Here is a 24,439-nt window from a genome sequence, read left to right as displayed (position 1 = left end):
ACCGCCGCGACGACGCGCACCGCCGCCGAGAAGCCGACCGCGAAGAAGCCGACCGCGAAGAAGCCGACCGCGAAGAAGCCGGCGACGAAGAAGACCACGGACAAGAAGGCCACGGACAAGAAGCCCCCGACGCAGCCGCCGGAGCAGCCCGGGGCGGCGCCCGCCCGCGGCCCGGCCCCCCGCAAGGCGGCCGCCAAGGCCGCGCCGCGGGAGACCCGCACCGCCCGGGCCGCCGGTGCCGCGAAGGCCGCCGTCCAGTCGGTGCGCTCGGTCAAGGCCGCCCGCCGGGACGCCGCCCGTCCGCCGTTGCTGCGCACCACCGACCGGCTGGTGCTGCCCCAGCACCCGGCGCTGCACATCCCCGACACCAAGGTGGCCCTGTCCACCGCTTCGGTGTACCCGGCGAGCACCGCCGTCGCTTTCGAGCTGGCGGCGAAGCTCGGCTACGACGGGGTCGAGGTGATGGTCTGGAACGATCCGGTCAGTCAGGACATCGAGGCGCTGCGCCGGCTCTCCGACGCCCATCAGCTGCCGATCCTGGCCGTGCACGCGCCCTGTCTGCTGATCACCCAGCGGGTGTGGACCACCGACCCGTGGACCAAGCTGGTCCGGGCCCGGGCGGCGGCCGAGAAGCTCGGCGCGAGCGCCGTCGTCGTCCATCCGCCGTTCCGCTGGCAGCGCCAGTACGCCCGGGACTTCGTCGAGGGCATCAACCGGATGGCGGGCGAGACCGACGTCCGCTTCGCCGTCGAGAACATGTACCCGTGGCGCTACCGCGACCGTGAGGTGCTGGCGTACGCGCCCGGCTGGGACGTCACCGACGAGGAGTACCGGCACTTCACCATCGACCTCTCGCACGTGGCGACGTCCCGGATCGACACCTTCGCCATGGTCGAGCGGATGGGCGACCGGCTCGCCCACGTGCACCTGGCCGACGGCAGCGGCTCCGGCAAGGACGAGCACCTGATCCCCGGCCGCGGCAAGCAGCCCTGCGCGGAGCTGCTGGAGCACCTCGCCCGTACCGGGTTCGACGGCCACGTGGTGCTGGAAGTCAACACCCGGCGCTCCGCGTCGCCCGCCGAACGCGAGGCCGATCTGGCCGAGGCCCTGGCTTTTACCCGCTTGCACCTGGCCACCTCCTCGCGCGTACGCTGAGCCGCACGGGCACGCCCCGCTGTGGGTACGAACTTCCGTACGGAGGGCGAGACATGACGGAGGAGCGGAACTACCGGGAGGCCGCCGGGAGCTTCGGCGCGGTGGCCGCCGAGTACGACCGGGGCCGCCCCGGCTACCCCGACGAGCTGTTCGACGCGCTGGAGCGGCTGTGGGGCCGGGGCCTCAAGGGCGCCCGGGTCCTGGACGTCGGCGCGGGCACCGGCATCGCCACCCGGCTGCTGGCCGCCAGGGGCGCGGACGTCGTCGCCGTCGAGCCCAGCTCCGGCATGGCCGCCCAGTTCCTGGCCTCCTCGCCCACGCTGCCGCTGGTCCGCGGCAGCGGCGACGACCTGCCCTTCCACGACCACTCCGCCGACCTGATCACCTACGCCCAGGCCTTCCACTGGACGTACCCCGAGCGGTCGGTCCCCGAGGCGCTCCGGGTCCTGCGGCCGGGCGGCGCCGTCGCCGTCTGGTGGAACGTGCACGACGAGACCGTGCCGTGGGTCCGGGCCCGGGACCGGCGGATGGCCGCCGCACTGCCCGCCCGCTACCGCGGCTACGGCGGGATCAGCGACCACACCAGCCACTTCGCGCCGGCCGGCCTCGCGGTCGAACGGGCGGTGCTGCACTGGGAGCGGCGGGTCACCGTCGACCACGTGCTGACCGACCTCACCTCCCGCTCGTACCTGGCCTCGTTGAGCCCCGAGGAGCGTGCGCCGGTGCTGGCCGCCGAGCGGGAGGCCATGCTCGTCGAGTTCCCGGACGGCATCGTGGTCGAGCCGTTCGCCCTCGACCTCACGGTGGCCGTCACCCCGGGGTGATCCCGCAGCGCCGCCCACCGACCAGCCGCCCACCTCCCTGCCGACTGCCCGCCGCCCCCGCCGGCCAGCCGCCCCCCGCCCACTGCCCGTCGACAACCCCCCGGCCCGCACGCCGGCCCGCACGCCGGCGGTACGACCGCATCGCGGACGGCCCGTCCGCCGCCCGGACGGCGGGCGTAGGCTCGGTAGCCACAGCGGCCCCCGCACCCTCCCACCGGCGGGGCGCCGGCGAGAGCCCGAAGGAGTGGAGCACAGTGCCCGAGCTGAGGTCCCGTACGGTCACCCACGGTCGCAACATGGCAGGCGCCCGGGCGCTTCTCCGGGCGGCCGGTGTAGCCCGCGAGGACTTCGGCAAGCCGATCATCGCGGTCGCCAACTCCTTCACGGAGTTCGTCCCCGGCCACACCCACCTCCAGCCGGTGGGCCGGATCGTCTCCGAGGCGATCAAGCAGGCGGGCGGCATCCCGCGCGAGTTCAACACCATCGCCGTGGACGACGGCATCGCGATGGGCCACGGCGGCATGCTCTACTCGCTGCCCTCGCGCGACCTGATCGCCGACTCGGTCGAGTACATGGTCAACGCGCACTGCGCGGACGCCCTGATCTGCATCTCCAACTGCGACAAGATCACCCCGGGCATGCTGATGGCCGCGCTGCGCCTGAACATCCCGACCGTCTTCGTCTCCGGCGGTCCGATGGAGGCCGGCAAGGCCACCCTGGTCGACGGCACCGTGCGCAAGCTCGACCTGGTCGACGCGATCTCGCAGGCCGTCAACGAGAACGTCTCCGACGAGGACATCGCGATCATCGAGGAGAACGCCTGCCCGACCTGCGGTTCGTGTTCCGGCATGTTCACCGCCAACTCGATGAACTGCCTCACCGAGGCCATCGGCCTCTCGCTGCCCGGCAACGGTTCGGTGCTCGCCACCCACACGGCCCGCCGGGCGCTGTACGAGAACGCCGGGCAGACCGTCGTCGCGATCGCGAACCGCTACTACGACGGTGACGACGCCTCCGTCCTGCCCCGGGCGATCGCCACCCGCGCCGCCTTCGAGAACGCCATGGCCCTGGACATCGCCATGGGCGGCTCGACCAACACGATCCTGCACCTGCTCGCCGCCGCCCAGGAGGCCGAGCTGGACTTCGACCTGCGGGCCATCGACGCGATCTCCCGCAAGGTGCCCTGCCTGTCCAAGGTCGCGCCGAACGGCTCGTACTACATGGAGGACGTCCACCGGGCCGGCGGCATCCCGGCGATCCTCGGCGAGCTGTACCGCGGCGGGCTGCTCAACGAGGACGTCCACACCGTGCACGCCGACTCGCTCGCCGAGTGGCTCAAGACCTGGGACGTGCGCGGCGGCTCGCCCTCCGCCGAGGCCGTCGAGCTGTGGCACGCCGCCCCCGGCTGCGTCCGCTCCTCCGAGGCCTTCTCCCAGTCCGAGCGCTGGGAGTCGCTGGACACCGACGCCGCCAAGGGCTGCATCCGCGGCGTCGAGCACGCCTACTCCGTCGAGGGCGGCCTGGCCGTGCTGCACGGCAACCTCGCCGAGGACGGCTGCATCGTGAAGACCGCCGGCGTGGACGAGTCGATCTGGACCTTCAGCGGCCCGGCCGTCGTCGTCGAGTCCCAGGAGGACGCGGTCGAGGCGATCCTGGCCAAGCGGATCAAGGAGGGCGACGTCGTCGTCATCCGCTACGAGGGCCCCAAGGGCGGCCCGGGCATGCAGGAGATGCTCTACCCGACGTCCTTCCTCAAGGGCCGCGGCCTCGGCAAGGCCTGCGCGCTGGTCACCGACGGCCGTTTCTCCGGCGGCACCTCGGGTCTGTCCATCGGCCACGCCTCCCCGGAGGCGGCCTCCGGCGGCACCATCGCCCTCGTCGAGGACGGCGACACCATCGCCATCGACATCCCCGGCCGGACCATCTCCCTGGAGGTCCCGGACGAGGTCCTCGCCGAGCGCCGCCGCGCCCTGGAGGCCTCGGGCGGCTACCGCCCGAAGAACCGCGAGCGCCAGGTCAGCCAGGCCCTGCGCGCCTACGCCGCGATGGCCACCTCCGCCGACAAGGGCGCCGTCCGCGACGTGACCAAGCTCGGCTGAGCCCCGGCAGTACGCGAAGGAGCCGTCCCGCAGGCCGGGACGGCTCCTTCGCCGTAGGGGACGGCTCCTCCGTCGGTTCGGACGGCTCCTCCGCCGGATGGGGCGGTCGGGTGATAATCGACGGCGTGAGCGAGCAGCCCCCCACCCCCGCGCCCAAGGCCGTCGGCGCCCCCAAGACCGTCGGCGCGCCCGAGCCGGAGCCGATCCGCTGGTTCGGCACCAGCTGGCTGAACCGGGACGGCGGCTACTGGCCGCGCCGGGTCGCCGTGTCCGTCGGCGCCCTGGCCGCGACCGCCGCCGTGGTGCTGGTGCTGCGGTTCGGCGTCGAGGGCATCGCCCTCTCCGACAACGGGACCTTCGTCAACGGGCTGATGACCGCCGCCATCGCGATCTGCTCGATGATGTCCGTCCGGCGCACCTGGAAGCTGCTCACCGAGGGCAGGGACCAGCTGACCGGCTGGATGGCCGAGGACAAGTCGCTCGGCGCGGTCTGGCTCATCGGCAGCGCCGGCGCCCTGGCCGCCTACTTCGCCCGCAGCCTGGTCGAGGCGCCGGGCGAGGCGGTGCGCCGCGCCGCGTACCAGCGGGCCGTCGCCCAGTACGAGAAGCGCCAGGCCGGCCGCAGCGGCCGGCCCGACGCCAGGGCCAAGCGCAAGCGCTGACCGGTCAGTAGCGGCTGATCGTGCCGCACTCGTCGGTCTGCTGGATGTCCTTGCTGCGGTCGTACGGGTCGATGGCCGGGCCGGTCGGCCGGGAGCCGGGGGTGTCCGGTCGCAGCGCCGCGAACTGGTCGAACTGCGGGTGGAAGAAGCCGTCGTAGACGTCGCAGGCCGAGTTGGCGGGGTCCGTCTGGCTCTTGGCGTACACGATCTTCTTCGGCTGGACCTGGTAGCGGCCCGGGTCGTAGAAGCGGAACGTGTCCGCCCGCCGCACGATCGTGCGGGTGGTCCAGGTGTCCCCGGCCACGTCGTCCGTCGGCGCGAGCAGACCCGCCGGCACGAGGAGACCCGCCGGCTTGGCCGTGCCGCCGCCCTGCGGCGCGGCGGGCTTCGTCGGCTGCGGGGCGGGGGTCGTCGGCTGGGGCGACCCGGCCCGCTTGGCGGCCTCGGGGCCGGGGCGCAGCGCGTACACGAAGCTGAAGTCGGTGTGGATCAGGACGCCCTTGTCCCCGTCGCCTTCGTAGGTCATCCGGCCCTGCACCTTGACCGTGTCGCCCACCGGGATCGCGTCGCGCGGGTCGAACCGGCTGAACCAGTTGGTCGGGTCGTTGTCCTTGGACGGGTGCTCCAGTGCGGCCTTCGCGCCGTCCTGGTCCTCCCGCTCCAGCAGTGCCAGGGCGGCGTCCGGACGGCCGCCGGCGACCACCTTGGGGTCGAGGTTGGCGGCGATCAGGTAGTCCTTGACGGACTGCAGTTGGGCGGCGACCTGGGCGGTGGAGAAGACGCCGGTGGCCTGTGCCTCGGGGAGGACGAAGGCCTCGGCGCCGTTCGGCCAGCCCTCGGCGAGGGACCCGGCCCAGGGGTGGTCGACGGTCGGCTGCTGTTCGTCGACCTTCGGCGGCGCGGTGGTCGGCCGGGCCGTCTCGGGGGCGACGGTCGGCGCGGGGGTGTGGGCCGAGGAGGAGCCGCCGTAGTGGTCCGAGTACCAGTTGCGCAGCCCGTTGACGTTCAGGGCCGCGAGCAGCACGGTGACGGTCAGCACGACGTAGAGCGGTGTGCGCCACGGCAGTTGGCGACTGCGCGGGCGCGGGTTGCCCCAGGGGTCGACCGCTTGGGGCTTCGGCTTGCGCCCGAAGCGGCGCTTGGCCTTCTTCGCCGGGCCGTCGTTGACCGAGCGGCGGCCGCCCGGGTCGACCGGCGGGGTGTGCTTCCACCGGGCGGTGAGCATGCGGGTGCGCCCGCTCTGTTCCTTGACGGCGGCGCCCCGGACGAATTCGTCGTCCAGGACGAGGTCGGCGAACGGGTCCTTCGCACCCGTTCCGGACGGGTCGGACCCGCCCGGCTCGTCGCCCCTGACGGGGCGCGGTTCCGGATCTTCGGCTATCGGCATCGCGCCAGTATGACGACGGGGTGTGACGATGCGCTGATCGGGGGCGCTCCACGTGGTGAACTCGTGCCCGCCGGGTGGCGCTTCACCCTGTTTCGTCCTGAACCGTGCCGGTGCGTCAGCCCTTGCGGCGGGCCTGCTTCACCGACCCCACCACCCCGGCGATCGCCAGCAGGAGGCCGGCGGGCAGCAGCGAGATGAAGAAGGAGCCGAACAGACCGGAGTCGCCGAGGAACAGCTGCGCCAGGGTGTTCAGTGCCAGCAGCCCGCCGGCCGCCGGGAGGGCCGACTGCCACGGGTGGTCGTTCGCCCAGCGGCGCAGCCGCCGGTCGGCGGTGTCGCGGCGCAGTTGCCCGCCGACGGTGCCGACCAGGAAGAAGAAGAACAGCGCCCAGCCGGCCGGTCCGGCCAGCATGCTCAGCGACCAGCTCCCGGAGATCGCCTCGATCCCCAGGGAGGTCGCCCCCACCACCGCACCGACCCCCGCGGCGGTTCGCCACGGGCCCACGGTCGCCGAGGCGACGGCGAGTTGCCGGTTCTCACGTCGGGACATTTCGTCGTGTGCCATGGTTCAACGGTGCGCCCGCCCGGCCCCGGAGGCCATAGGGGAACCCCCTGGTTTTCTCCCTAGGGGCGGGAAGGTCGACAAGGCGCGACAAGGCGCGACAAGGCGCGGCGACGGCCGAGCGAGCGGCGCACCCCGCCGGGCCCGGCGACCACGAACCGGACGGTCCCGCCGGGCGCCGACGTACGGTGCGAGGATGGCCGCAGTACCAAGGCAAGGAGCGGACCATGGGCAGCAGCGCAGCACGCGGACAGAAGATCGCCTTCCTGGGCACCGGCAAGATCGGCGAGGCCCTGCTCTCCGGCCTGCTGCGGGCGGGCAAGAACCCGGCGGACGTCCTGGTGACCGCCCGCCGCCCCGAGCGCGCGGTCGAACTCGCCGCCCGGTACGGCGTGGTGGCGGTCTCCAACGCCGAGGCCGCCAAGCTCGCCGACACCCTGATCCTCGCGGTCAAGCCGCAGGACATGGGCACCCTGCTGGAGGAGCTGGCCCCGCACGTCGGTGCGGACCGGCTGGTGATCTCGGCCGCGGCCGGCGTCCCGACGGCCTGGTTCGAGGAGCGGCTGGCGGCCGGCACTCCGGTGGTCCGGGTGATGCCCAACACGCCGGTCCTGGTGGACGAGGGGATGAGCGTCATCTCGGCGGGCTCGCACGCCACCGAGGAGCACCTGGCGCGCACCGAGGAGATCTTCAGCTCGGTCGGCAAGGCGCTGCGGCTGCCGGAGTCCCAGCAGGACGCGGCCACCGCGCTCTCCGGCTCCGGCCCGGCCTACTTCTACTTCCTGGTCGAGGCGATGACCGACGCGGGGATCCTGCTCGGCCTGCCCCGCCAGGTGGCGCACGACCTGATCGTGCAGTCCGCGATCGGCGCGTCGGTGATGCTGCGGGACTCCGGCGAGCACCCGGTGAAGCTACGCGAGGCGGTCACCTCCCCGGCCGGCACCACCATCGCGGCCATCCGCGAGCTGGAGAACCACGGTGTGCGGGCCGCGCTGCTGGGCGCCCTGGAGGCGGCCCGGGACCGTTCCAGGGAGCTGGCCTCCGGCGGGAAGTAGTCCGCGGCGGCCGGGGCAGAAGTCCCTGCGCGACCCCTCCCGCAATCGCGGCGCACCGCCTACGCTCTCGCCAACATCGTCCTACCGGGCGGTAGCGAGGTCGCCGGGAGGCCCGTGTGGAGGTCCGTATGAGTGCCGCGCCGTCCGCGGTCCCGCCCGGCCTGCGGGTGGGGCGGGCCGCACTCGCCGTCAGCTTCCTGCTGCAGGGCACCACCTTCGCGCTGCTGGTCACCTGTATCCCGGAGCTGCAGCACCGGTACGGGCTGAGCGACGGGCTGCTGCCGGTCTTCCTGGCCGCCGTGCCGATCCTGGCCGGGGTCGGCTCGATCACCTCCGAGCAGCTGGTGAAGCGCACCGGCGCGCGGGCCGTGCTGCGGGTGGTCCAACCCGCCGTCTGCCTCAGCCTGGCGGCGGCCGGGCTCGGTGACACGCTGTGGCAACTCGCCCTCGCGCTGGGGGCGTTCGGGCTGCTGGTGGGGGCACTGGACGCCAGTATGAACATGCTCGGGGTGGGCCTGCAGCACCGCTACGGCCGCTCGATCATGATCGGCTTCCATGCCGCGTTCAGCCTGGGCGGCATCGTCGGCGCGGCCCTGGCGGGCCTCGGCTCGCACTACGACCTCGGGCTGCCGGTGCTGTTCGGCACGGCCGCCGCGGTGATCGCCCCGCTCGCGGTGGTCACCGGCACCAGCTTCGCGGGCCCGGCCGAACTCGGCGACGCCGTCCGGGAGGCCGCCGAGGCCGCCGCCCGGTCCATCCCCTGGCGGCCGCTGCTGCCGCTCTGCCTGGCGATGGCCTTCGCGTACATCGCCGACGCCTCGGTCTCCAACTACAGCGTCAAGTACCTCACCGACGGCCTGGGCAGCCGCGAGGACCTCGCCAAGCTCTCCTACCTCGGCTACATGGTCGCGATGCTGCTCGGCCGCGCTCTGGGCGACCGCGCGGTGCAGCGCTTCGGCGCCGTCCTGGTGGTCCGCGCGGGTGCGGCGCTGGCCGCGCTCGGTTTCGGGGTGGCCGCGGTGGCGCCCGCCGCCTGGGCGGGCGTCGCCGGGTTCACCGTGCTCGGCTTCGGCATCTGCGCGATCATCCCGCAGGTCTTCGCGGCCGGCGGCCGGCTCTTCCCGGCCGACTCGGACGCCGCGGTGGCCCGGCTCAACCTCTTCAACTACGTGGGTTTCCTGATCGGTTCGCCGCTGGTCGGGGCGATCGCCGACGCGAGCTCCTACCGCTGGGCGCTGCTGGCCCCGATGCTGCTGGTGCTCGCCGTCCTGCCGCTGGCGGACCGCTTCGCCCCGGCACCGGCGCTGGCCCCCGCCGCCGCGTGACGACGGGGGCCGTTGGCGGGACGGGGGTCAGCTGATCACGGTCTGCAGCTCGGGCAGCCCGGAGAGCGAGCCGCCCTCCCTGACGTCGGTCGGACTGCCCACCTGGCCGAACTCGTAGTAGAGGTAGGTCGCCCAGTTCACCGTGTAGGGCCCGGCGCCCCACGACGGGGTGTCGGCGATCTTGACGGTGAGCGTGACGGTCCTGGTCGCTCCCGGCGCGATCGGCGCGTTGAAGTGGAAGTTGGCGCTGTTCCCGCTGATCACGCAGTCGACCGTGTCCCCGGTGCAGCTCGTGACGGTGAAGGCGCCGCTGGTGTTGGCGGGCCAGGTCGGCGAGATGGTCTCGTAGCCGAAGTAGATGTCGCTGGTCTCGGTGTTGGTGAGGGACAGCGTCAGGGTCAGCTGGTCACCGGCCTTCGCGGTCGACCTGTCGACGGCGAAAGCGGGTCCGCTGACCGCGGCGGAGGCCGGCTGGGCGGCAAAGAACAGGCCAAGTCCCAGTATTGCAGCGAGAATTACCCCAAGGCGTTGCACGCTGAATGGCTTCATGGCGGAGAGGATAGGGAGCCGGATAGCTTTTGTCTGTACCGCCTCAACAAAGCGCTTCCGCCCCGGCGCGCCCTGGCGGCGGCCCGGCCACCGCCACCCGCTACGGTGGAGGCCATGCCCGAAGCCGAGCGTGACACCCCCTGCGGCCTGCACCTCTTCTGGGACGAGGCCGTCACCGCCTACGACTTCGGCCCCGGCCACCCGATGGACCCGACCCGGCTGGCGCTCACCATGCGTCTGGTCGAGGCCCTCGGGCTGGACGGCGGTCCCGGGGTGACCGTCCGGTCCGGGCCGGCCGCCGGCGAGTCCACCCTCCAGCTGGTGCACACCCGGGAGTACGTCGAGGCGGTCAAGCACGCCGCCGCCCACCCCGATCGGACCGACCCCCGGCACGGCCTCGGCACCGACGACAACTGGTCCTTCCCCGCGATCCACTCGGCCTCCGCGCTGATCGCCGGCCAGTCGGTGGCCGCCGCCGAGGCGGTCTGGCGCGGCGAGACCCCGCACGCCGTCAACTTCGCCGGCGGACTGCACCACGCGATGCCCGGCAAGGCCTCCGGTTTCTGCATCTACAACGACCCCGCGCTGGCCATCGCCCGGCTGCTCGAACTCGGCGCCGAGCGGGTCGCCTACGTCGACGTGGACGTCCACCACGGCGACGGCGTCCAGGAGGCCTTCTGGAACGACCCCCGGGTGCTCACCGTCTCCCTGCACGAGCACCCCGCCACGCTCTTCCCGCAGACCGGCTGGCCGATGGAGACCGGCGGCCCGGACGCCCCCGGCTCCGCCGCCAACCTGCCGCTGCCGGCCGGCACCGGCGACGCCGGCTGGCTGCGCGCCTTCCACGCCCTGGTGCCCGACCTGCTCGACGCCTTCCGGCCGCAGGTCCTGGTCACCCAGCACGGCGCCGACACCCATGTGGAGGACCCGCTCGCCCACCTCGCCGTCACCGTGGACGCCCAGCGGCTGATCGCCGAGGAGCTGCACGACCTCGCCCACCGCCACGCCGACGGCCGCTGGGTGGCCACCGGCGGGGGCGGCTACGCGGTGGTCGACGTCGTCCCGCGCACCTGGACCCACCTGGTCGCCACCGCCGCCGGACGACCCGTCGACCCCGCCACCGAGACCCCCGAGTCCTGGCGCGCCGAGGTCTACCGCCGTACCCGCCGCCCGGCCCCGCTGCGGATGACCGACGGCGCCCGCCCGGCCTGGCGCGACTTCGACGCGGGTTACGATCCGGCCGACCGGCTCGATCAGGCCATCCTCGCGAGCCGCCGCGCGGTGTTCCCCCACCACGGTCTGCTGGCCTGAACCCGCCGCCCCGGCCGGGCAGCGAGGGCGCCCCGGCCGCCCGCCCGCCGGGCCGTGCGTACGCCGACCCGTGCGATCCGCCGAGTGGCTACGTACTGCAACAGTCCTATCTCTCACCGTACGAGGACTGCACCTCCCCTCTTCCCACTGGTACCACCCATAACTACTCTGGGGATACACGTGTGCCGGTGGAGTCACCGGAGGGGAAGCCGGTGCCTTGCACACGGGTAAGGGTCGGGTGATGGTCATGAGTTCCCTGGAGCGTCCCCTGCAGGAAGTCGTCTTCCTGACCGTGGCGGAGGTCGCTGCGGTCATGCGGGTGTCCAAGATGACGGTGTACCGGTTGGTGCACAGCGGAGAACTGCCGGCCATCCGGGTCGGACGGTCCTTCCGGGTGCCCCAGCAGGCGGTGCACGAGTACCTCAAGGAGTCGTACGTGCGGCTCGAGAGCGCGTAGGACCGGGCCGGCGGGGGCGGGTCCGCAGCCGCGGGCCCACCCCCGTTCGTCCCCGTTCGCCCTGGATTTCCCGCGAGTTTCCCGGCTACCGGGAGCGGGATTACGGCCTTCGCGCCATGGACGGTAGGCTAGGCCCTCACGTCAGTCGTATGGACTCCGTCTCTCACGGACGAGAGTCTCAGTGAGCGAGGGTTGTTCCGTGGGCTCTGTCATCAAGAAGCGTCGCAAGCGTATGGCCAAGAAGAAGCACCGCAAGCTTCTCAAGCGCACTCGCGTTCAGCGTCGCAACAAGAAGTAAGCGCCCCCGGCCGCGCCCAGCGCGTCCAGCGCTTCCACCGCCCGCCCTGGCCCTCGTGGCCCGGGCGGGCGGTGTCGTTTCCCGGCCCGGCAGGGCGGCGCGGTACGGTGCACACAGGCCGCTCGGGTCGAGGAATGGGGTGCAGCACCGTGGGCGTGGTCGTGCTCGTCACCGGCGTGGCGCGCCGTCTCGGTGCCCGCTTCGCCGCCGAGGTCCGTCGCCGTCCGGGCGTGGACCTGGTCGTCGGCGTGGACGTGCAGCCGCCCCGGGTGCCGGCCGAGGAGCCGGCCGGCCCGGCCGCCCCGTACCGCTTCCACCAGCTCGACCTGCGGCGCCCGGCGCTCGCCCGGGTGCTCGCCGAGCACCGGGTGGACACCGTCGTGCACCTCAGCGTCAGCGCCACCGGCCTGGGCTCCACCAACCGCTCCGCGGTGAAGGAGTCCAACGTCATCGGCACCATGCAGCTGCTCGGCGCCTGCCAGAAGGCACCCGGGGTGCGTCGGCTGGTGGTGAAGTCGACGACCGGCGTGTACGGCTCCGCGCCCCGTGACCCGGCGGTGTTCAGCGAGCGGATCCAGCCGAAGGACCCGCCCGGCGGGGGCTTCGCCAAGGACGCGGCGGAGGTCGAGGGGTACGTCCGGGGCTTCGCCCGGCGCCGCCCTGACGTCGCGGTGACGGTGCTGCGCTTCGCCAACATCGTCGGTCCGAACGCGGACACCCCGCTCGGCGAGTACTTCGCGCTCCCGGTGCTGCCGACCGTCCTCGGCTACGACCCGCGGCTGCAGTTCGTCCACGAGGACGACGCCGTCGCCGTGCTCTGCCGGGCCGTGGGCGAGCCCGAACCGGGCACCGTCAACACCGGGACCTTCAACGTGGCGGGGGAGGGCGTCCTGCTGCTCTCCCAGTGCGCCCGCCGGCTCGGCCGGCCCACCCTGCCGCTGCTGCTGCCCGCGGTCAGCTGGATGGCCGTCCTGGCCCGGCAGACCCGGCTGGTGGACGTCTCGCCGGAGCAGCTGCGGCTGCTCACCCACGGCCGGGTGGTGGACACCACGCGGCTGCGCGAGACCTTCGGCTACCGCCCGGCGTTCACCACCCCCGAGGCCTTCGCCGACTTCGCCGCCGCCCGGGGCCCGGGCCTGCTGCCGCCCGGGCGGCTGGCCGCCGTCACCGACCGGCTGACCGCCCTGCTCGGCCCGGAAGGGGCGGCCGCCGCCGACGACGCCTCCGCCGTACCGAACCGCCCCCGCCGACCGAGGAGCTGAACCCGCGATGAGTGCCGCAGCCGAGAACGCGTCGGGCGAGGCCAAGGTCATCCCGATCGAGTCCGCCCCCAGCTGGTCCGAGCCCGAGGGCCCGGGCCCCGGCCTGGCCGACCGGCTCGCCGGGGCCGTCGGCGGGGCGCTGTCCGGGCCGCTCGGCCCGGCGGCCACCCGGCTGTTCGGCAAGGGCTGGGAGGGCCGCGCCGCCGAGGGGCTGGCCTTCCTGCGCCGCCGGGTCACCGGCGACTACGAGGTGGACGAGTTCGGCTTCGACCGGGAGCTCACCGAGGAGGTGCTGCTCGCGCTGCTGCGCCCACTGGCCGAGAAGTACTTCCGGATCGACGTCCAGGGCGCGGAGAACATCCCGGCCGAGGGCGGCGCGCTGATCGTCGCCAACCACTCCGGGACGATCCCGCTGGACGCGCTGATGACCCAGGTGGCCATCCACGACCACCACCCGAACCGGCGGCACCTGCGGATGCTCGCCGCCGACCTGGTCTTCGTGCTGCCCGGCATCAACGAGCTGGCCCGCAAGGCCGGCCACACGCTGGCCTGCAACGAGGACGCCCAGGCGCTGCTGGAGCGCGGCGAGGTGGTCGGGGTCTGGCCGGAGGGCTTCAAGGGCATCGGCAAGCCCTTCTCCGAGCGCTACAAGCTCCAGCGCTTCGGCCGGGGCGGCTTCGTTGCCTCGGCGCTGCGGGCGCGGGTGCCGATCGTGCCGTGCTCGATCGTCGGGGCGGAGGAGACCTACCCGATGATCGGCAACGTGAAGACGCTGGCCCGGCTGCTGGGCCTTCCGTACGTGCCGATCACGCCGACCTTCCCCTGGCTGGGCCCGCTGGGGATGCTGCCGCTGCCGACCAAGTGGACGATCCGATTCGGCGAGCCGATCGCCACCGACGGGTACCCGGCGGAGGCGGCGGACGACCCGATGCTGGTCTTCGACCTGGCCGACGAGGTGCGCGAGACCATCCAGCACACGCTCTACCAGCTGCTGATGCAGCGCCGCTCGGTGTTCTTCTGACCGTCCGTACCAGCGCGGGGGTGCGGCAGCGCACGAGCGTACGGAGCGGGCCCGGCGGATATCGCACTCCGCCGGGCCCGCCGCACAACCCCGGTCAGCCGCCGAGGATCCGCAACCCGGGCAGCAGGCCCGGGACCAATGGGGGCACCTCGACGCCCTGCTGCCGGGCCTCGTCCGGGACTCCGGGCGTGCCGGACGGCTTCGGCGCCGACGGCGGGGCCGCGTCGGGGTTCGGCGAGGGCTTGGCGCCGGTGAGCCCGCCGGTGAGGTCGCCGACCAGCCCGTTGACGGCGTCCGGGGCGCTGGTGGGCAGGGTGCTCGGCAGGCCGGCGCCCTTGCCGCCGCTGCCGCCGGCGCCGGGGTTGGCCGGGGCGTGTTCGGTGGCACCGGGGCGGTTGCCGCCGGTGGCGCCGCTGCCCGGGGCCTGGCCGCCGCCCTGGGTCGCGCCGGAGCCGTCGGCCGGGGTACCGGCGGGGGAGCCGCCGGTCCGGTCGGAGGAGCCGCCGCCCGCCCCGGAGCCTGCCGTGCCACCGCTGTTGGCGGGGGGCTGGGCCAGGCGCAGGGGCGCGACGTCCTCGCTTATGTCGTCGAAGAGCTGGTTCACCAGGGAGGCCTGCTGGGTGAGTTGCACGGGCAGCTTGCCCTGCAGCTCGGTCCAGCGGCCGTCCTCGTCCTGGGCGAAGCCGGCCAGCGCGCGCATCGGCTCGAGCGAGCCGTTGCTGCGGTAGACCGAGCGCAGCAGCTCGCGGCCCTTGAGGGCGTCGGCGTGCATGTCGTCCAGGGCGTGGCGGACCTGCTCGACGGTGCCCGGGCTGAGCCCGCCCGCCGGGCCGGTGCGGCCGACCAGGACCTTCGCCTCGCCGAGCCGGGTGGCGGCGTTGTCGAGCAGCAGCTCGCCGCGCTCCGAATCGGAGCCCGCGAAGTCCAGTCGGAGCCCTTCGAGGCCGCGCTTCAGCCCGTACAGCGTGTCACCGGGTACGGAGCCGGTGCTCGCGGCGGCGGCACCGGCCAGGCTGCCGACGGCGAGCCCGGCCACGAGTCCGCCGATCGCGAACCGGCGGCTCCAGCGGCCGCGTGGCGCGCTCCGGATCGCCCGGTGGCGGCGCTGGCGGGGCACCGCGGCCCCCGGTCCGCCGGCGAAGGCCTGTTCGAACGCGGCCATCAGCTGGGCGCGTTGGACCGTCCGGACCTCGCGGTCCAGCACCGGTCCGGGCAGCGCTTCCAGTGCGTCGGTCAGGCCGACCAGTTCGGCCATCGCGGCCGAACCGGGGCCGGTACCTGCGGCGTTGGCCGATTCCGCGTCGGTTGCAGCGCGTTGCTCCGTCCGGTGGGCCTCCAGCACCTCGGCGAAGGCCTTCGCCCGCCGGTGCTCCAGCACGTTTGCCGTCACGGGCCACACCTCCCTTCGTCGTTGTCGACACCCCGGCCTGCCGGACGGTTGCCCCGGCTGGCCAAAGCCACTCCATCGGGTGACAGGTCACAATTCGGCTTGACCGTACGCCTGGTGGAGGCTTGCACTCTGGCCAACGATCGGTGCGGGCGGTCGGTTACGCACGGCTGATCATCGGATCGACCGTTCACTCTGACGTGTCGGTCGGGTGCGGACGGTGACGGCCGGCCGGGCGACACCCCGGCTGTGTCCCCCTCGGTCACGACAGGCTCACCGCGCGTCGGGCGGGAGCAGCCGGGCCAGGGTGCGGACGGCGCGGTACTGGAGGGTCTTGATGGCGCCCTCGTTCTTGCCCATGATCCTGGCCGTCTCGGCGACCGAGAGCCCCTGCAGGAAGCGCAACGTGACGCACTCCTGCTGCTGCGGGTTGAGCCGGCGCACGGCGTCCAGCAGGGCGGCGTTGGAGAGCGACTCCAGCACCGACTCCTCGGGGCTGCGCTCGCATTCGTTGGAGTCGAGCATCTCGCCGGTGGTGACCTCCAGCCGGAAGCGGCTGGACTTGAAGTGGTCGGCGACCAGGTTGCGGGCGATGGTGACCAGCCAGGCGCCGAAGTCGCGACCCTGCCAGGTGAAGGTGCCGATCCGGCGCAGCGCGCGCAGGAACGTCTCGCTGGTGAGGTCCTCGGCCGTGGCCCGGCTGCCTACCCGGTAGTAGATGTAGCGGTACACGGTGTCCGCGTAGTGGTCGTAGAGCCGGCCGAAGGCCTCGCTCTCGCCGGCCTGGGCCCGCTCGACCAGCTCCATGATCGGGTTGTGCTCGGTCTCGTAGCCGGGGCCGGTCGTGGTCCGGGCGCGGCCGCGGCCGACGCCGGTGCTGCCGGTGCGGCCGCGCGAGCCGGTGCCCGTCGAGCCGGTGCCGGTCGAGCCGGCGGCGGTGGTGCGCAGGGCCAGGCCGGGGCCGTGCGGGTGGTTGAACGATCCGCCGGCGGGTGCGAGTTGGGGCGAGGCGGCGAGCTGGCTGCGGAGCAGGTTGCGCAGCATGTCCAGACCGGTGGAGATCTGCCGCTCGGCGGTCGGACGGCTGCGGTGGCCGGTACGGGGGCGCAGGGGCGCGGACGACGGGCGGGAGGGTGCAGGCGCGTCGTTCCGGACGGGTGGGTACACGGGACTCCCAGAGGCAGAACTGTGGACGGATCACCTCCGCCTGCGCGGAGAGCACTCCCCGAAGCATCCGTTCGAGCGGGACGCGTGGGTGACGTGCATCCAGGAGAGAATAACGCTTTGTGCAATGACAGCTACACCGTGTGGTTGAAGTGGTCGTTTGGGATCCATTTGTTGCGCATATTCGGCTGACACTGACCGGAGCTGTCATCGTTCATCCGGCTCAACGTGATCGAACAGGCGCCCAGGGTGACCAATTCGGCGGCCTGGCGGGCGGTTTCCCAGCCTTGGGGCTCCGCAACCCCTGACTTTCCCGGCCTGGCGAACAATCAGAACCGGTCACCAGCAGACAGGTTCGCACATGGGGCCCGGACTGTCCTGTCACGCACGGGAGTTCGCCCGTACGAGCGGCCAGGTCAGGGCCCTGGTTGACGTCCGGTCACCCGCGCGGGCGAGCTCGTCGGGTGACCTCGCGCAAGCGCGCCTGACGGCTCCGGCGAGGGGATCGGGCGGGAAATCAGGCGTGGCGGCGACGGCGGTACAGCGCCACCCCGGCCGCCGTCGCGCCGGCCAGCACCCCGACCGCGGCCGCCGCCGGCAGCCCCACCCGGGCCGCCTTCCGACCGGTGCGGAAGTCCCGCACCCGCCACCCCTGGGCCCGGGCGTGGCGGCGCAGCGCGCCGTCCGGGTTGACCACGTACGGGTGGCCGACCAGCGAGAGCATCGGGATGTCGTTGGCCGAGTCGCTGTACGCGGCGCAGCGGTCGAGGTCGAGGCGTTCGCGGCGGGCCAGCGCGCCGACGGCGGCGGCCTTGGCCGGGCCGTGCAGCAGGTCGCCGACCAGTCGGCCCGTGTAGTGGCCGTCCCGGGCCTCGGCGACGGTGCCGAGCGCGCCGGTCATGCCGAGCCGCCGGGCGATGATCCGGGCCACCTCCAGCGGGGCGGCGGTGACCAGCCAGACCCGCTGGCCGGCGTCCAGGTGCATCTGGACCAGGGCGCGGGTGCCCGGCCAGATCTTGTCGGCGACGACCTCCTCGAAGATCTGCTCGCAGATCTCCTCCAGGTCGGCGGCGCGCTTGCCGGCGACGATGCCGAGGGCGGTGTTCCGGGCGTCCGAGATGTGGTCCGGGTCCTCGGCGCCGTGCAGCCGGAACCAGGCCTGCTGCCAGGCGAAGCGGGCGATGTCGCGGCGGGTGAGGAAGCCGCGGCGGTAGAGGCCGACGCCGAGGTAGAAGACCGCGGCCCCGCGCAGGATGGTGTTGTCGCAGTCGAAGAAGGCGGCGGCGCGGGGGTCGTCCGGGTCCGGGGTGTGGTTCTCGGTGGGCGCCTGGGGGGTCCTGGGGGCCCTGGGGGCCTTCCCGGGCTTGGCCGTGGCCGGCGCCTCGGCGGTGTCCGGCGCGGTCTCCGCCGCGGGGGTCGGGACGGGCTCGGGCTCGGCGCGCAGCGCGGCCTCGGCCGCCTCGGCCGCGGCCTCGCCCGCCAGGGCGCTCCGCTCGCTGGTGGAACGTCTTGCCTGGGTGAGCCTTCGGAGCACGGCCATGGCACCGAGCATAGCCAGCCGGGCGCGGAGCGGCCGTGACGGTGCCGTGCCCGAGAGGTGAACAGCTCCACCGCGCGCGGGGGCGGGTGCGCGGTGGGCGCAGAATGGGGCGGTGAGCCCACTGCTGCGACGTAAGAGCCCCGAGCCCGCGGACCGTACCGTGACCCTGGTCGGCAAGCCCGGCTGCCACCTGTGCGACGAGGCCCGCGAGGTGATCGTCCGGGTGACGGGCGAGCTGGGGGCGTCCTTCGAGGAGAAGGACATCACCCAGGACGAGGAGCTGTACCGCCGCTACTGGGAGCAGATCCCGGTCACCCTGATCGACGGCCGTCAGCACGACTTCTGGCGGGTCGACGAGCGCCGGCTGCGCACGGCCCTGGGCGGCTGACCCGGCCGCCCGCGCGGGCACCGCCGCCCCCGCCACTCGGCGGGGGCGCTTCGCCGAATCGTTGCCAAAGACACTCCGTTTCGGCGTGCGGCGGGGCGGGTTGGTCGGCTTACGATCGAACGCGTTTGCGCCCGAGGGGGGCTGAGCACACGAGGAGTGCCGCCATGCTTCCCGGCCCGACCCCTGCGACACCCGAAACCCCGCCCGGGGCCCGGGGCTTCGCCGTGGTCGACGTGGAGGCGACCGGCCGCAGTCCGTGGCGGCACCGGGTGGTCGAGGTCGCGGTGGTGCTGCTCGACGAGCGGCTGCGCCCCGAGGGGGAGTTCGCCACCCTGCTGGATCCGCTGGGTCCGGTCGGCCCGACCCATGTGCACCGGATACGGCAGTGCGACGTCGAGGGCGCCCCGCGTTTCCGTGAGATCGCCCCGCGGCTGCTGGAGCTGCTGGCCGGCCGGGTGCTGGTCGGCCACCACGTCAGCTGCGACCACGCCTTCCTCGAGCGTGAGTTCGCCCGGATCGGGGTGTCGCTGCCGCCCGTCCCGCTGTTGTGCACGATGCGGCTGGCCGGCGCCCACCTGCCGGAGGCCCGCAGTCACGGCCTGGCGGCCTGCGTGGAGGCGGCGGGCCTCGGCTGGTACCCGGCGCACACCGCGTTGGGCGACGCCCGGGTGACCGCCGAACTGCTGCGGTACTGCCTGGGCGCCACGTCCTGTCCGCCGGACGACTGGGCGGGCCCGCTGCGCGAGGCGGCCCGGGTGCCCTGGCCGCGGCTGGGCCGGGCCCGCTCCCGCCCGTCCGGCGAGGCCGTCCCGTTGCTGCGCCGGGAGGCGCCGTACGGCCCCTGGCTGCCCGGTTCCCGGGCCCCGGAGGTGGTGCTGACGCAGGCCGGTGCTATGGGTTCGACGGCGTGATGCGCATCACTGTGCGGGGACAAAACGGACACCATCTTTGTGCACACGTTCACAAACGCATAGCCTGGCTGCCAAAGCCCAGCTTCACCCACAGGAGCACCGTGGCAATCGGCCGATCACCACAGAGCAGTTCGCAGACGCCCGACCAGGGCGCCGCGCGCCGACCCTCGCGTGCCCGGGGCATCCCGGAGGCGACCGTCGCCCGCCTGCCCCTCTACCTGCGGGCCCTCACCGCGCTCTCCGAGCGCTCGGTGCCGACCGTCTCCTCCGAGGAGCTGGCCGCGGCGGCCGGCGTGAACTCGGCGAAGCTGCGCAAGGACTTCTCCTACCTCGGCTCGTACGGCACCCGCGGCGTCGGCTACGACGTCGAGTACCTCGTCTACCAGATCTCCCGCGAGCTGGGCCTGACCCAGGACTGGCCGGTCGTCATCGTCGGCATCGGGAACCTCGGCCACGCCCTCGCCAACTACGGCGGCTTCGCCTCCCGAGGCTTCCGGGTGGCCGCCCTGCTCGACGCCGACCCGAACGTGGTCGGCACCAGCGCGGCCGGCCTGCCGGTGCGCCACATGGACGAGCTGGAGTCGATCGTCGAGAGCCAGCACGTCTCCATCGGCGTGATCACCACCCCGCCCGGCGCCGCCCAGCAGGTGTGCGACCGACTGGTCGAGGCGGGCGTCACCAGCATCCTGAACTTCGCCCCGACCGTGCTGACCGTCCCGGACGGCGTGGACGTGCGCAAGGTGGACCTCTCCATCGAGCTGCAGATCCTGGCCTTCCACGAGCAGCGCAAGGCCGGCGAGGAGCCGGACGACCGCGCCGAGTCGGTCCTCGACCGCGCCCCCGGCCCGGTCCGCGCGGCCGCCGCCAAGCTGCGCCGTGCGGCCGGCGGCAACGGCAAGGGCCGCGGCACCGCCGAGTCGGCGGCCAAGGACCCGGTCGAGCCGGCCAAGGGAAAGTCCGCCAAGGGCGGCGACGGGGATCTCTCCGCGGTGATGCCCGCATGAACACCGAGAGCTGTGGGGGGCGGGCATGAGCCTTCTCGTCGTAGGGCTGAGCCATCGCACGGCCCCGGTCGGGGTGCTGGAGCGCGCCGCGCTGACCGGTGACGTGCCGACCCGGCTGCTGCACGACGCGGCCGCCACCGCGACCGTCGCCGAAGCCGCGCTGCTGAACACCTGCAACCGGATCGAGCTGTACGCGGACGTGGACAAGTTCCACGCCGGCGTCGCCGAGCTGTCGCTGCTGCTGGCCCACCACAGCGGGGTGGACCTGGAGGAGCTGACCTCCCACCTGTACGTCCACTACGAGGACCGCGCCGTCCACCACCTCTTCTCGGTGGCCTGCGGCCTGGACTCGATGGTGGTCGGCGAGGGCCAGATCCTCGGCCAGCTGCGCGACGCCCTGGCCAAGGCCCAGGAGGAGCACACCGCCGGGCGCGGCCTGAACGAGCTGTTCCAGCAGGCGCTGCGGGTCGGCAAGCGGGCGCACAGCGAGACCGGCATCGACAAGGCCGGCCAGTCGCTGGTCACCTTCGGCCTGGAGCAGGTCGCGGCGGGCGCGGGCGAGATCGCCGGCAAGCGCGCGCTGGTGGTCGGCGCCGGCTCGATGAGCTCGCTGGCTGCCGCCACCCTGATCCGCTCCGGCGTGACCGACCTGCTGATCGCCAACCGGACGCCGGCCCGCGCCGAGCGGCTGGTCGAGATCCTCGGCCCGGACGTGGCCCGCACCCTGGACCTCGCCAAGGTGCCGGAGGCGCTGGCCGACGTGGACCTGGTGATCTCCTGCACCGGCGCGGCCGGCGTGGTGGTCAAGGCCGAGGACGTGGCCGCCGCCGTCGCCCTCCGCTCGGCCGCCGAGCCGCTCGCCCTGCTCGACCTGGCCATGCCGCGCGACGTCGACCACGCCGTGCACGAGCTGGACGGCGCCCTGCTGGTCGACCTGGAGAGCCTCTCCCACGCGCACGCCGCCACCCCCGGCGCCGGCGACGTCGACCAGGTCACCCGGATCGTCGCCGACGAGGTGAGCGCCTTCGGCGCCGCCCAGCGGGCCGCCCGGATCGCGCCGACCGTGGTCGCGCTGCGCTCGATGGCCTCCGACGTGGTCGCCGCCGAGCTGGGCCGGCTGGAGTCCCGGCTGCCCGACCTGGACGAGCGCTCCCGCGCCGAGATCGGCCAGACCGTCCGCCGCGTCGTCGACAAGCTGCTGCACGCCCCGACCGTCCGGGTGAAGCAGCTGGCCGCCGAGCCCGGCGGCGCCTCCTACGCGGAGGCACTGCGCGAGCTCTTCGACCTCGACCCGGCGGCCGTGCACGCCGTGTCCGGAACGCCCGTCGGCGGCGCGCCCCAGCCCTCCGCCGGGGGCACCAGATGAACCGTCAGCCATCCCACGAGTACCACCGGGACGATCACCTCATGAATGGTCAACCGATCACGGAGCAGCCCTCCGCCGCCGCACCCCTGCGGCTCGGCACACGGCGCAGCGCCCTCGCCATGGCCCAGTCGGGCATGGTGGCCCGCGAGGTGACCAGGGTCACCGGGCGCCCTGTCGAGCTGGTCGAGATCACCACCTACGGCGACACCTCCCGGGAGGCGCTGGCGCAGATCGGCGGCACCGGCGTGTTCGTCTCCGCACTGCGGGACGCGCTGCTGGAGGGCCGGATCGACTTCGCCGTGCACTCGCTCAAGGACCTGCCCACCGCCGCCCCCGCGGGCCTGGTGCTGGCCGCCGTCCCCGAGCGCGAGGACGTCCGGGACGCCCTGGTCGCGGCCGAGGGCCTGAACCTGGACGAGCTGGTCGAGAAGCTGGCCGGCGCCGGCCGCCCGGCCCGGATCGGCACCGGTTCGCCCCGCCGGATGGCGCAGCTGAACGCCTGGGCCACCGCCCGCGGCGCCCAGCTGGAGACCGTCGCGATCCGCGGCAACGTGGACACCCGGATCGGCTACGTGACCGACGGCGAGCTGGACGCGGTGGTGCTGGCGACGGCCGGCCTGAACCGGCTCGGCCGCAGTGCCGAGATCTCCCAGCACCTCGACCCCGAGCTGATGATCCCGGCCCCCGGCCAGGGCGCGCTCGCGATCGAGTGCACCGCCGGGAACACGGACCTGACCGCCGCGCTCGCGGCCCTGGACCACGCCCCCACCCGGGTCGCCGTGGCCGCCGAGCGCGCCCTGCTGGCCACCCTGGAGGCCGGCTGCTCGGCGCCGGTGGCCGCGCTGGCCACCTGGGGCCGGCAGAACGAACTGCGGCTGGACGGCGTGGTCGGCGACCCCGACGGCTCCGCCCTGCTGAAGATGTCCGCCAACGGTCCGATCGTCCTCGACGAGGCCGCCGAGCAGCAGGCGGCGGCCCTCGGCCGCGCGCTGGCTGACCGGCTGCTCGGCGCGGGCGCGGCCACCCTGATGGGGGAGCGAGCCCGATGAGCCCCACCGCCGCCACCGACGCCCTGTTCCCCGCAGGGCAGCCCGCCACCGGACGGTGCACCTTCCTGGGCGCGGGCCCCGGCGACCCGGGCCTGCTGACCCTGCGCGCGGTCGAGGTGCTGTCCACGGCCGACGTCCTGGTCGCCGACCCGCTGACCGCCGCCGCCGTGCGCAGCCACTGTCCGGCCGCCGTGCAGGTGCACACCCCGGCCGTCGAGGGCATCGACTTCGACCTGGCCAAGGTGGTCGCCGAGGCCGTCCGCTCGGGCAAGCACGTGGTCCGCACCGTCGACGGCGACCCGGGCCTGGACGGCTGCGCCGCCGAGGAGATGCTCAGCTGCGCGGGCGACGGGATCCCCTTCGAGGTGATCCCGGGCGTCGCCCAGTCGGTCGGCGTCCCGGCCTACGCGGGCGTCCCGCTGCGCGTCGGGGCCGGCACCGACGTGCGCTTCGTGGACGGCGCCCAGCTGCTGTCCGGCGGCCCGGTGGACCTGGGCGCGCCGGAGACCACCCTGGTGGTCCGCACCACCCTGGGCCAGCTGCCGGCCACCGCCAACGCGCTGGTCTCCAACGGGCGCAAGCCGGACTCGGCGCTCAGCGCGACGCTCTCCGGCACCACCACCCGCCAGCGGACCTTCACCTCCACGCTGGCCGGCATCGCGGCCGACCTGAAGGCCGCCCGGGTGCTGCCCTCGCCGGTCTCCGCCCCGGTCGACCCGGCCACCTCGGTGATAGCCGTGGTGGGCGAGCAGGTCGCCCACCGGGCCTCGCACTCGTGGTTCGAGACCAAGCCGCTGTTCGGCTGGAACGTCCTCGTGCCGCGCACCAAGGAGCAGGCCACCGGCCTGTCCGAGCAGCTGCGCTCGTACGGCGCGGTGCCGCAGGAGGTGCCGACCATCGCGGTCGAGCCGCCGCGCACCCCGCAGCAGATGGAGCGGGCCATCAAGGGCCTGGTCACCGGCCGCTACGAGTGGATCGCCTTCACCTCGGTGAACGCGGTGCGCGCCGTCCGGGAGAAGTTCGAGGAGTACGGCCTGGACGCCCGCGCGTTCGCCGGGATCAAGGTCGCGGCGGTCGGCGAGACCACCGCGCAGGCCCTGGTGGACTTCGGCGTGAAGCCGGACCTGGTGCCCTCCGGCGAGCAGTCCGCCGCCGGTCTGCTGGAGGACTGGCCGCCGTACGACCCGGTCTTCGACCCGATCGACCGGGTGCTGCTGCCGCGCGCCGACATCGCCACCGAGACCCTGGTGGCCGGCCTGGTCGAGCTCGGCTGGGAGGTCGACGACGTGACGGCGTACCGGACGGTGCGCGCCTCGCCGCCGCCGGCCGAGACTCGTGAGGCGATCAAGGGCGGCGGCTTCGACGCGGTGCTGTTCACCTCGTCCTCGACCGTCCGGAACCTGGTCGGCATCGCGGGCAAGCCGCACAACGTCACGGTCATCGCCTGCATCGGCCCGGCCACCGCCAAGACCGCCGAGGAGCACGGCCTGCGGGTCGATGTGATGGCCCCGGCTCCGTCGGCCGCCGCGCTGGCCCAGGCCCTGGCAGACTTCGGGGCCAAGCGCCGCGACACCGCGACGGCCGCCGGTGAACCGGTCTACCGGCCCAGCGAGCGCCGTCCCGGTTCGCGCCGCAAGGCCCGCTGAGGGCCCGCCCCAACCCC

23 protein-coding genes are annotated in these 24,439 nt (G+C 73.8%); 17 read left to right on the top strand and 6 right to left on the bottom strand.

Features of this window, described 5'->3' with window-relative positions:
* Positions 1-351: 351 nt before the first annotated feature.
* The 4 genes from ACZ52R_RS00200 to ACZ52R_RS00185 all read left to right on the top strand — a co-directional run bounded on the left by ACZ52R_RS00200 (position 352) and on the right by ACZ52R_RS00185 (position 4,740).
* Positions 352-1,155: a sugar phosphate isomerase/epimerase family protein gene (locus ACZ52R_RS00200; protein ID WP_360496078.1), complete on the top strand. Its 804-nt coding sequence runs from the start codon at positions 352-354 to the stop codon at positions 1,153-1,155.
* Between the two features lie 53 nt (positions 1,156-1,208).
* Positions 1,209-1,979, top strand: a complete 771-nt coding sequence (locus ACZ52R_RS00195) for a class I SAM-dependent methyltransferase (protein ID WP_465615960.1) — start codon at positions 1,209-1,211, stop codon at positions 1,977-1,979.
* Positions 1,980-2,233: 254 nt separating this feature from the next.
* Positions 2,234-4,078, top strand: coding sequence for a dihydroxy-acid dehydratase (gene ilvD, locus ACZ52R_RS00190; RefSeq protein WP_465615962.1), 1,845 nt, complete (start codon positions 2,234-2,236; stop codon positions 4,076-4,078).
* A gap of 125 nt (positions 4,079-4,203) precedes the next feature.
* Positions 4,204-4,740, top strand: coding sequence for a hypothetical protein (locus ACZ52R_RS00185; protein WP_465615964.1), 537 nt, complete (start codon positions 4,204-4,206; stop codon positions 4,738-4,740).
* 4 nt (positions 4,741-4,744) lie between these two features.
* Here the strand turns inward: ACZ52R_RS00185 and ACZ52R_RS00180 are convergent, their stop codons facing one another.
* Complete coding sequence (locus ACZ52R_RS00180) at positions 4,745-6,127, bottom strand: SCO2583/SCO2584 N-terminal domain-containing protein (protein ID WP_465662503.1); 1,383 nt, start codon at positions 6,125-6,127, stop codon at positions 4,745-4,747.
* A 115-nt stretch (positions 6,128-6,242) separates the two neighbouring features.
* Positions 6,243-6,692 (bottom strand): hypothetical protein, encoded by a 450-nt coding sequence (locus ACZ52R_RS00175; RefSeq protein WP_465615968.1) that lies wholly within the window; start codon positions 6,690-6,692, stop codon positions 6,243-6,245.
* Positions 6,693-6,916: 224 nt separating this feature from the next.
* Between ACZ52R_RS00175 and proC the strand changes: the two genes are divergently transcribed.
* Together proC and ACZ52R_RS00165 are read left to right on the top strand one after the other, a co-directional pair.
* The gene (gene proC / locus ACZ52R_RS00170; protein ID WP_465615970.1) at positions 6,917-7,744 is read left to right on the top strand and encodes a pyrroline-5-carboxylate reductase; all 828 of its coding nucleotides are present in this window, start codon (positions 6,917-6,919) and stop codon (positions 7,742-7,744) included.
* Positions 7,745-7,872: 128 nt separating this feature from the next.
* A complete protein-coding gene (locus tag ACZ52R_RS00165) occupies positions 7,873-9,069 on the top strand; it encodes an MFS transporter (RefSeq protein WP_465615972.1) in 1,197 nt (398 codons plus the stop codon).
* A 27-nt stretch (positions 9,070-9,096) separates the two neighbouring features.
* Here ACZ52R_RS00165 and ACZ52R_RS00160 read toward each other — a convergent pair whose 3' ends face one another.
* Positions 9,097-9,618, bottom strand: coding sequence for a hypothetical protein (locus ACZ52R_RS00160; RefSeq protein WP_465615974.1), 522 nt, complete (start codon positions 9,616-9,618; stop codon positions 9,097-9,099).
* A gap of 114 nt (positions 9,619-9,732) precedes the next feature.
* Between ACZ52R_RS00160 and ACZ52R_RS00155 the strand changes: the two genes are divergently transcribed.
* The 5 genes from ACZ52R_RS00155 (at position 9,733) to ACZ52R_RS00135 (ending at position 13,967) form a co-directional block, all read left to right on the top strand.
* Positions 9,733-10,929, top strand: coding sequence for an acetoin utilization protein AcuC (locus ACZ52R_RS00155; RefSeq protein ID WP_465662499.1), 1,197 nt, complete (start codon positions 9,733-9,735; stop codon positions 10,927-10,929).
* Positions 10,930-11,176: 247 nt separating this feature from the next.
* Positions 11,177-11,386, top strand: a complete 210-nt coding sequence (locus ACZ52R_RS00150; protein WP_360495668.1) for a helix-turn-helix domain-containing protein — start codon at positions 11,177-11,179, stop codon at positions 11,384-11,386.
* 181 nt (positions 11,387-11,567) lie between these two features.
* Positions 11,568-11,684, top strand: coding sequence for a 30S ribosomal protein bS22 (locus ACZ52R_RS00145; RefSeq protein WP_425311139.1), 117 nt, complete (start codon positions 11,568-11,570; stop codon positions 11,682-11,684).
* A gap of 149 nt (positions 11,685-11,833) precedes the next feature.
* Positions 11,834-12,946 carry an NAD-dependent epimerase/dehydratase family protein gene (locus ACZ52R_RS00140; RefSeq protein WP_465616358.1) on the top strand — a complete coding sequence of 371 codons (1,113 nt, stop codon included), beginning with the start codon at positions 11,834-11,836 and terminating at the stop codon, positions 12,944-12,946.
* A 7-nt stretch (positions 12,947-12,953) separates the two neighbouring features.
* On the top strand, positions 12,954-13,967 hold the full coding sequence (locus tag ACZ52R_RS00135) for a lysophospholipid acyltransferase family protein (protein WP_465615978.1): 1,014 nt from the start codon (positions 12,954-12,956) through the stop codon (positions 13,965-13,967).
* A 94-nt stretch (positions 13,968-14,061) separates the two neighbouring features.
* Here the strand turns inward: ACZ52R_RS00135 and ACZ52R_RS00130 are convergent, their stop codons facing one another.
* From ACZ52R_RS00130 to ACZ52R_RS00120, 3 genes are all read right to left on the bottom strand, one after another.
* The gene (locus ACZ52R_RS00130) at positions 14,062-15,357 is read right to left on the bottom strand and encodes a DUF5667 domain-containing protein (protein WP_465752300.1); all 1,296 of its coding nucleotides are present in this window, start codon (positions 15,355-15,357) and stop codon (positions 14,062-14,064) included.
* Positions 15,358-15,627: 270 nt separating this feature from the next.
* Positions 15,628-16,398 carry an ECF subfamily RNA polymerase sigma factor, BldN family gene (locus ACZ52R_RS00125; protein ID WP_396289559.1) on the bottom strand — a complete coding sequence of 257 codons (771 nt, stop codon included), beginning with the start codon at positions 16,396-16,398 and terminating at the stop codon, positions 15,628-15,630.
* Between the two features lie 637 nt (positions 16,399-17,035).
* The gene (locus ACZ52R_RS00120) at positions 17,036-18,058 is read right to left on the bottom strand and encodes an HAD family hydrolase (RefSeq protein ID WP_465615982.1); all 1,023 of its coding nucleotides are present in this window, start codon (positions 18,056-18,058) and stop codon (positions 17,036-17,038) included.
* A 112-nt stretch (positions 18,059-18,170) separates the two neighbouring features.
* Here ACZ52R_RS00120 and ACZ52R_RS00115 point away from each other — a divergent pair, with 112 nt between their 5' ends.
* The 6 genes from ACZ52R_RS00115 to ACZ52R_RS00090 all read left to right on the top strand — a co-directional run bounded on the left by ACZ52R_RS00115 (position 18,171) and on the right by ACZ52R_RS00090 (position 24,422).
* Positions 18,171-18,446, top strand: a complete 276-nt coding sequence (locus tag ACZ52R_RS00115) for a glutaredoxin family protein (protein ID WP_360495653.1) — start codon at positions 18,171-18,173, stop codon at positions 18,444-18,446.
* A 164-nt stretch (positions 18,447-18,610) separates the two neighbouring features.
* Positions 18,611-19,357, top strand: a complete 747-nt coding sequence (locus ACZ52R_RS00110) for a 3'-5' exonuclease (RefSeq protein WP_465615984.1) — start codon at positions 18,611-18,613, stop codon at positions 19,355-19,357.
* Between the two features lie 101 nt (positions 19,358-19,458).
* Positions 19,459-20,361, top strand: coding sequence for a redox-sensing transcriptional repressor Rex (locus ACZ52R_RS00105; RefSeq protein WP_360495647.1), 903 nt, complete (start codon positions 19,459-19,461; stop codon positions 20,359-20,361).
* Positions 20,362-20,386: 25 nt separating this feature from the next.
* Complete coding sequence (locus tag ACZ52R_RS00100) at positions 20,387-21,727, top strand: glutamyl-tRNA reductase (RefSeq protein ID WP_360495644.1); 1,341 nt, start codon at positions 20,387-20,389, stop codon at positions 21,725-21,727.
* Positions 21,728-21,768: 41 nt separating this feature from the next.
* A complete protein-coding gene (gene hemC, locus ACZ52R_RS00095) occupies positions 21,769-22,776 on the top strand; it encodes a hydroxymethylbilane synthase (RefSeq protein ID WP_465752298.1) in 1,008 nt (335 codons plus the stop codon).
* Positions 22,773-24,422 carry a bifunctional uroporphyrinogen-III C-methyltransferase/uroporphyrinogen-III synthase gene (locus ACZ52R_RS00090; RefSeq protein WP_360495638.1) on the top strand — a complete coding sequence of 550 codons (1,650 nt, stop codon included), beginning with the start codon at positions 22,773-22,775 and terminating at the stop codon, positions 24,420-24,422. Before hemC ends, ACZ52R_RS00090 begins: the two co-directional genes overlap by 4 nt.
* Positions 24,423-24,439: the final 17 nt, after the last annotated feature.

Source organism: Kitasatospora sp. NPDC034023, from assembly GCF_055575795.1.
The sequence above is the reverse complement of the archived record's forward strand: the minus strand, read 5'-3'. Positions and strand labels throughout refer to the sequence as shown.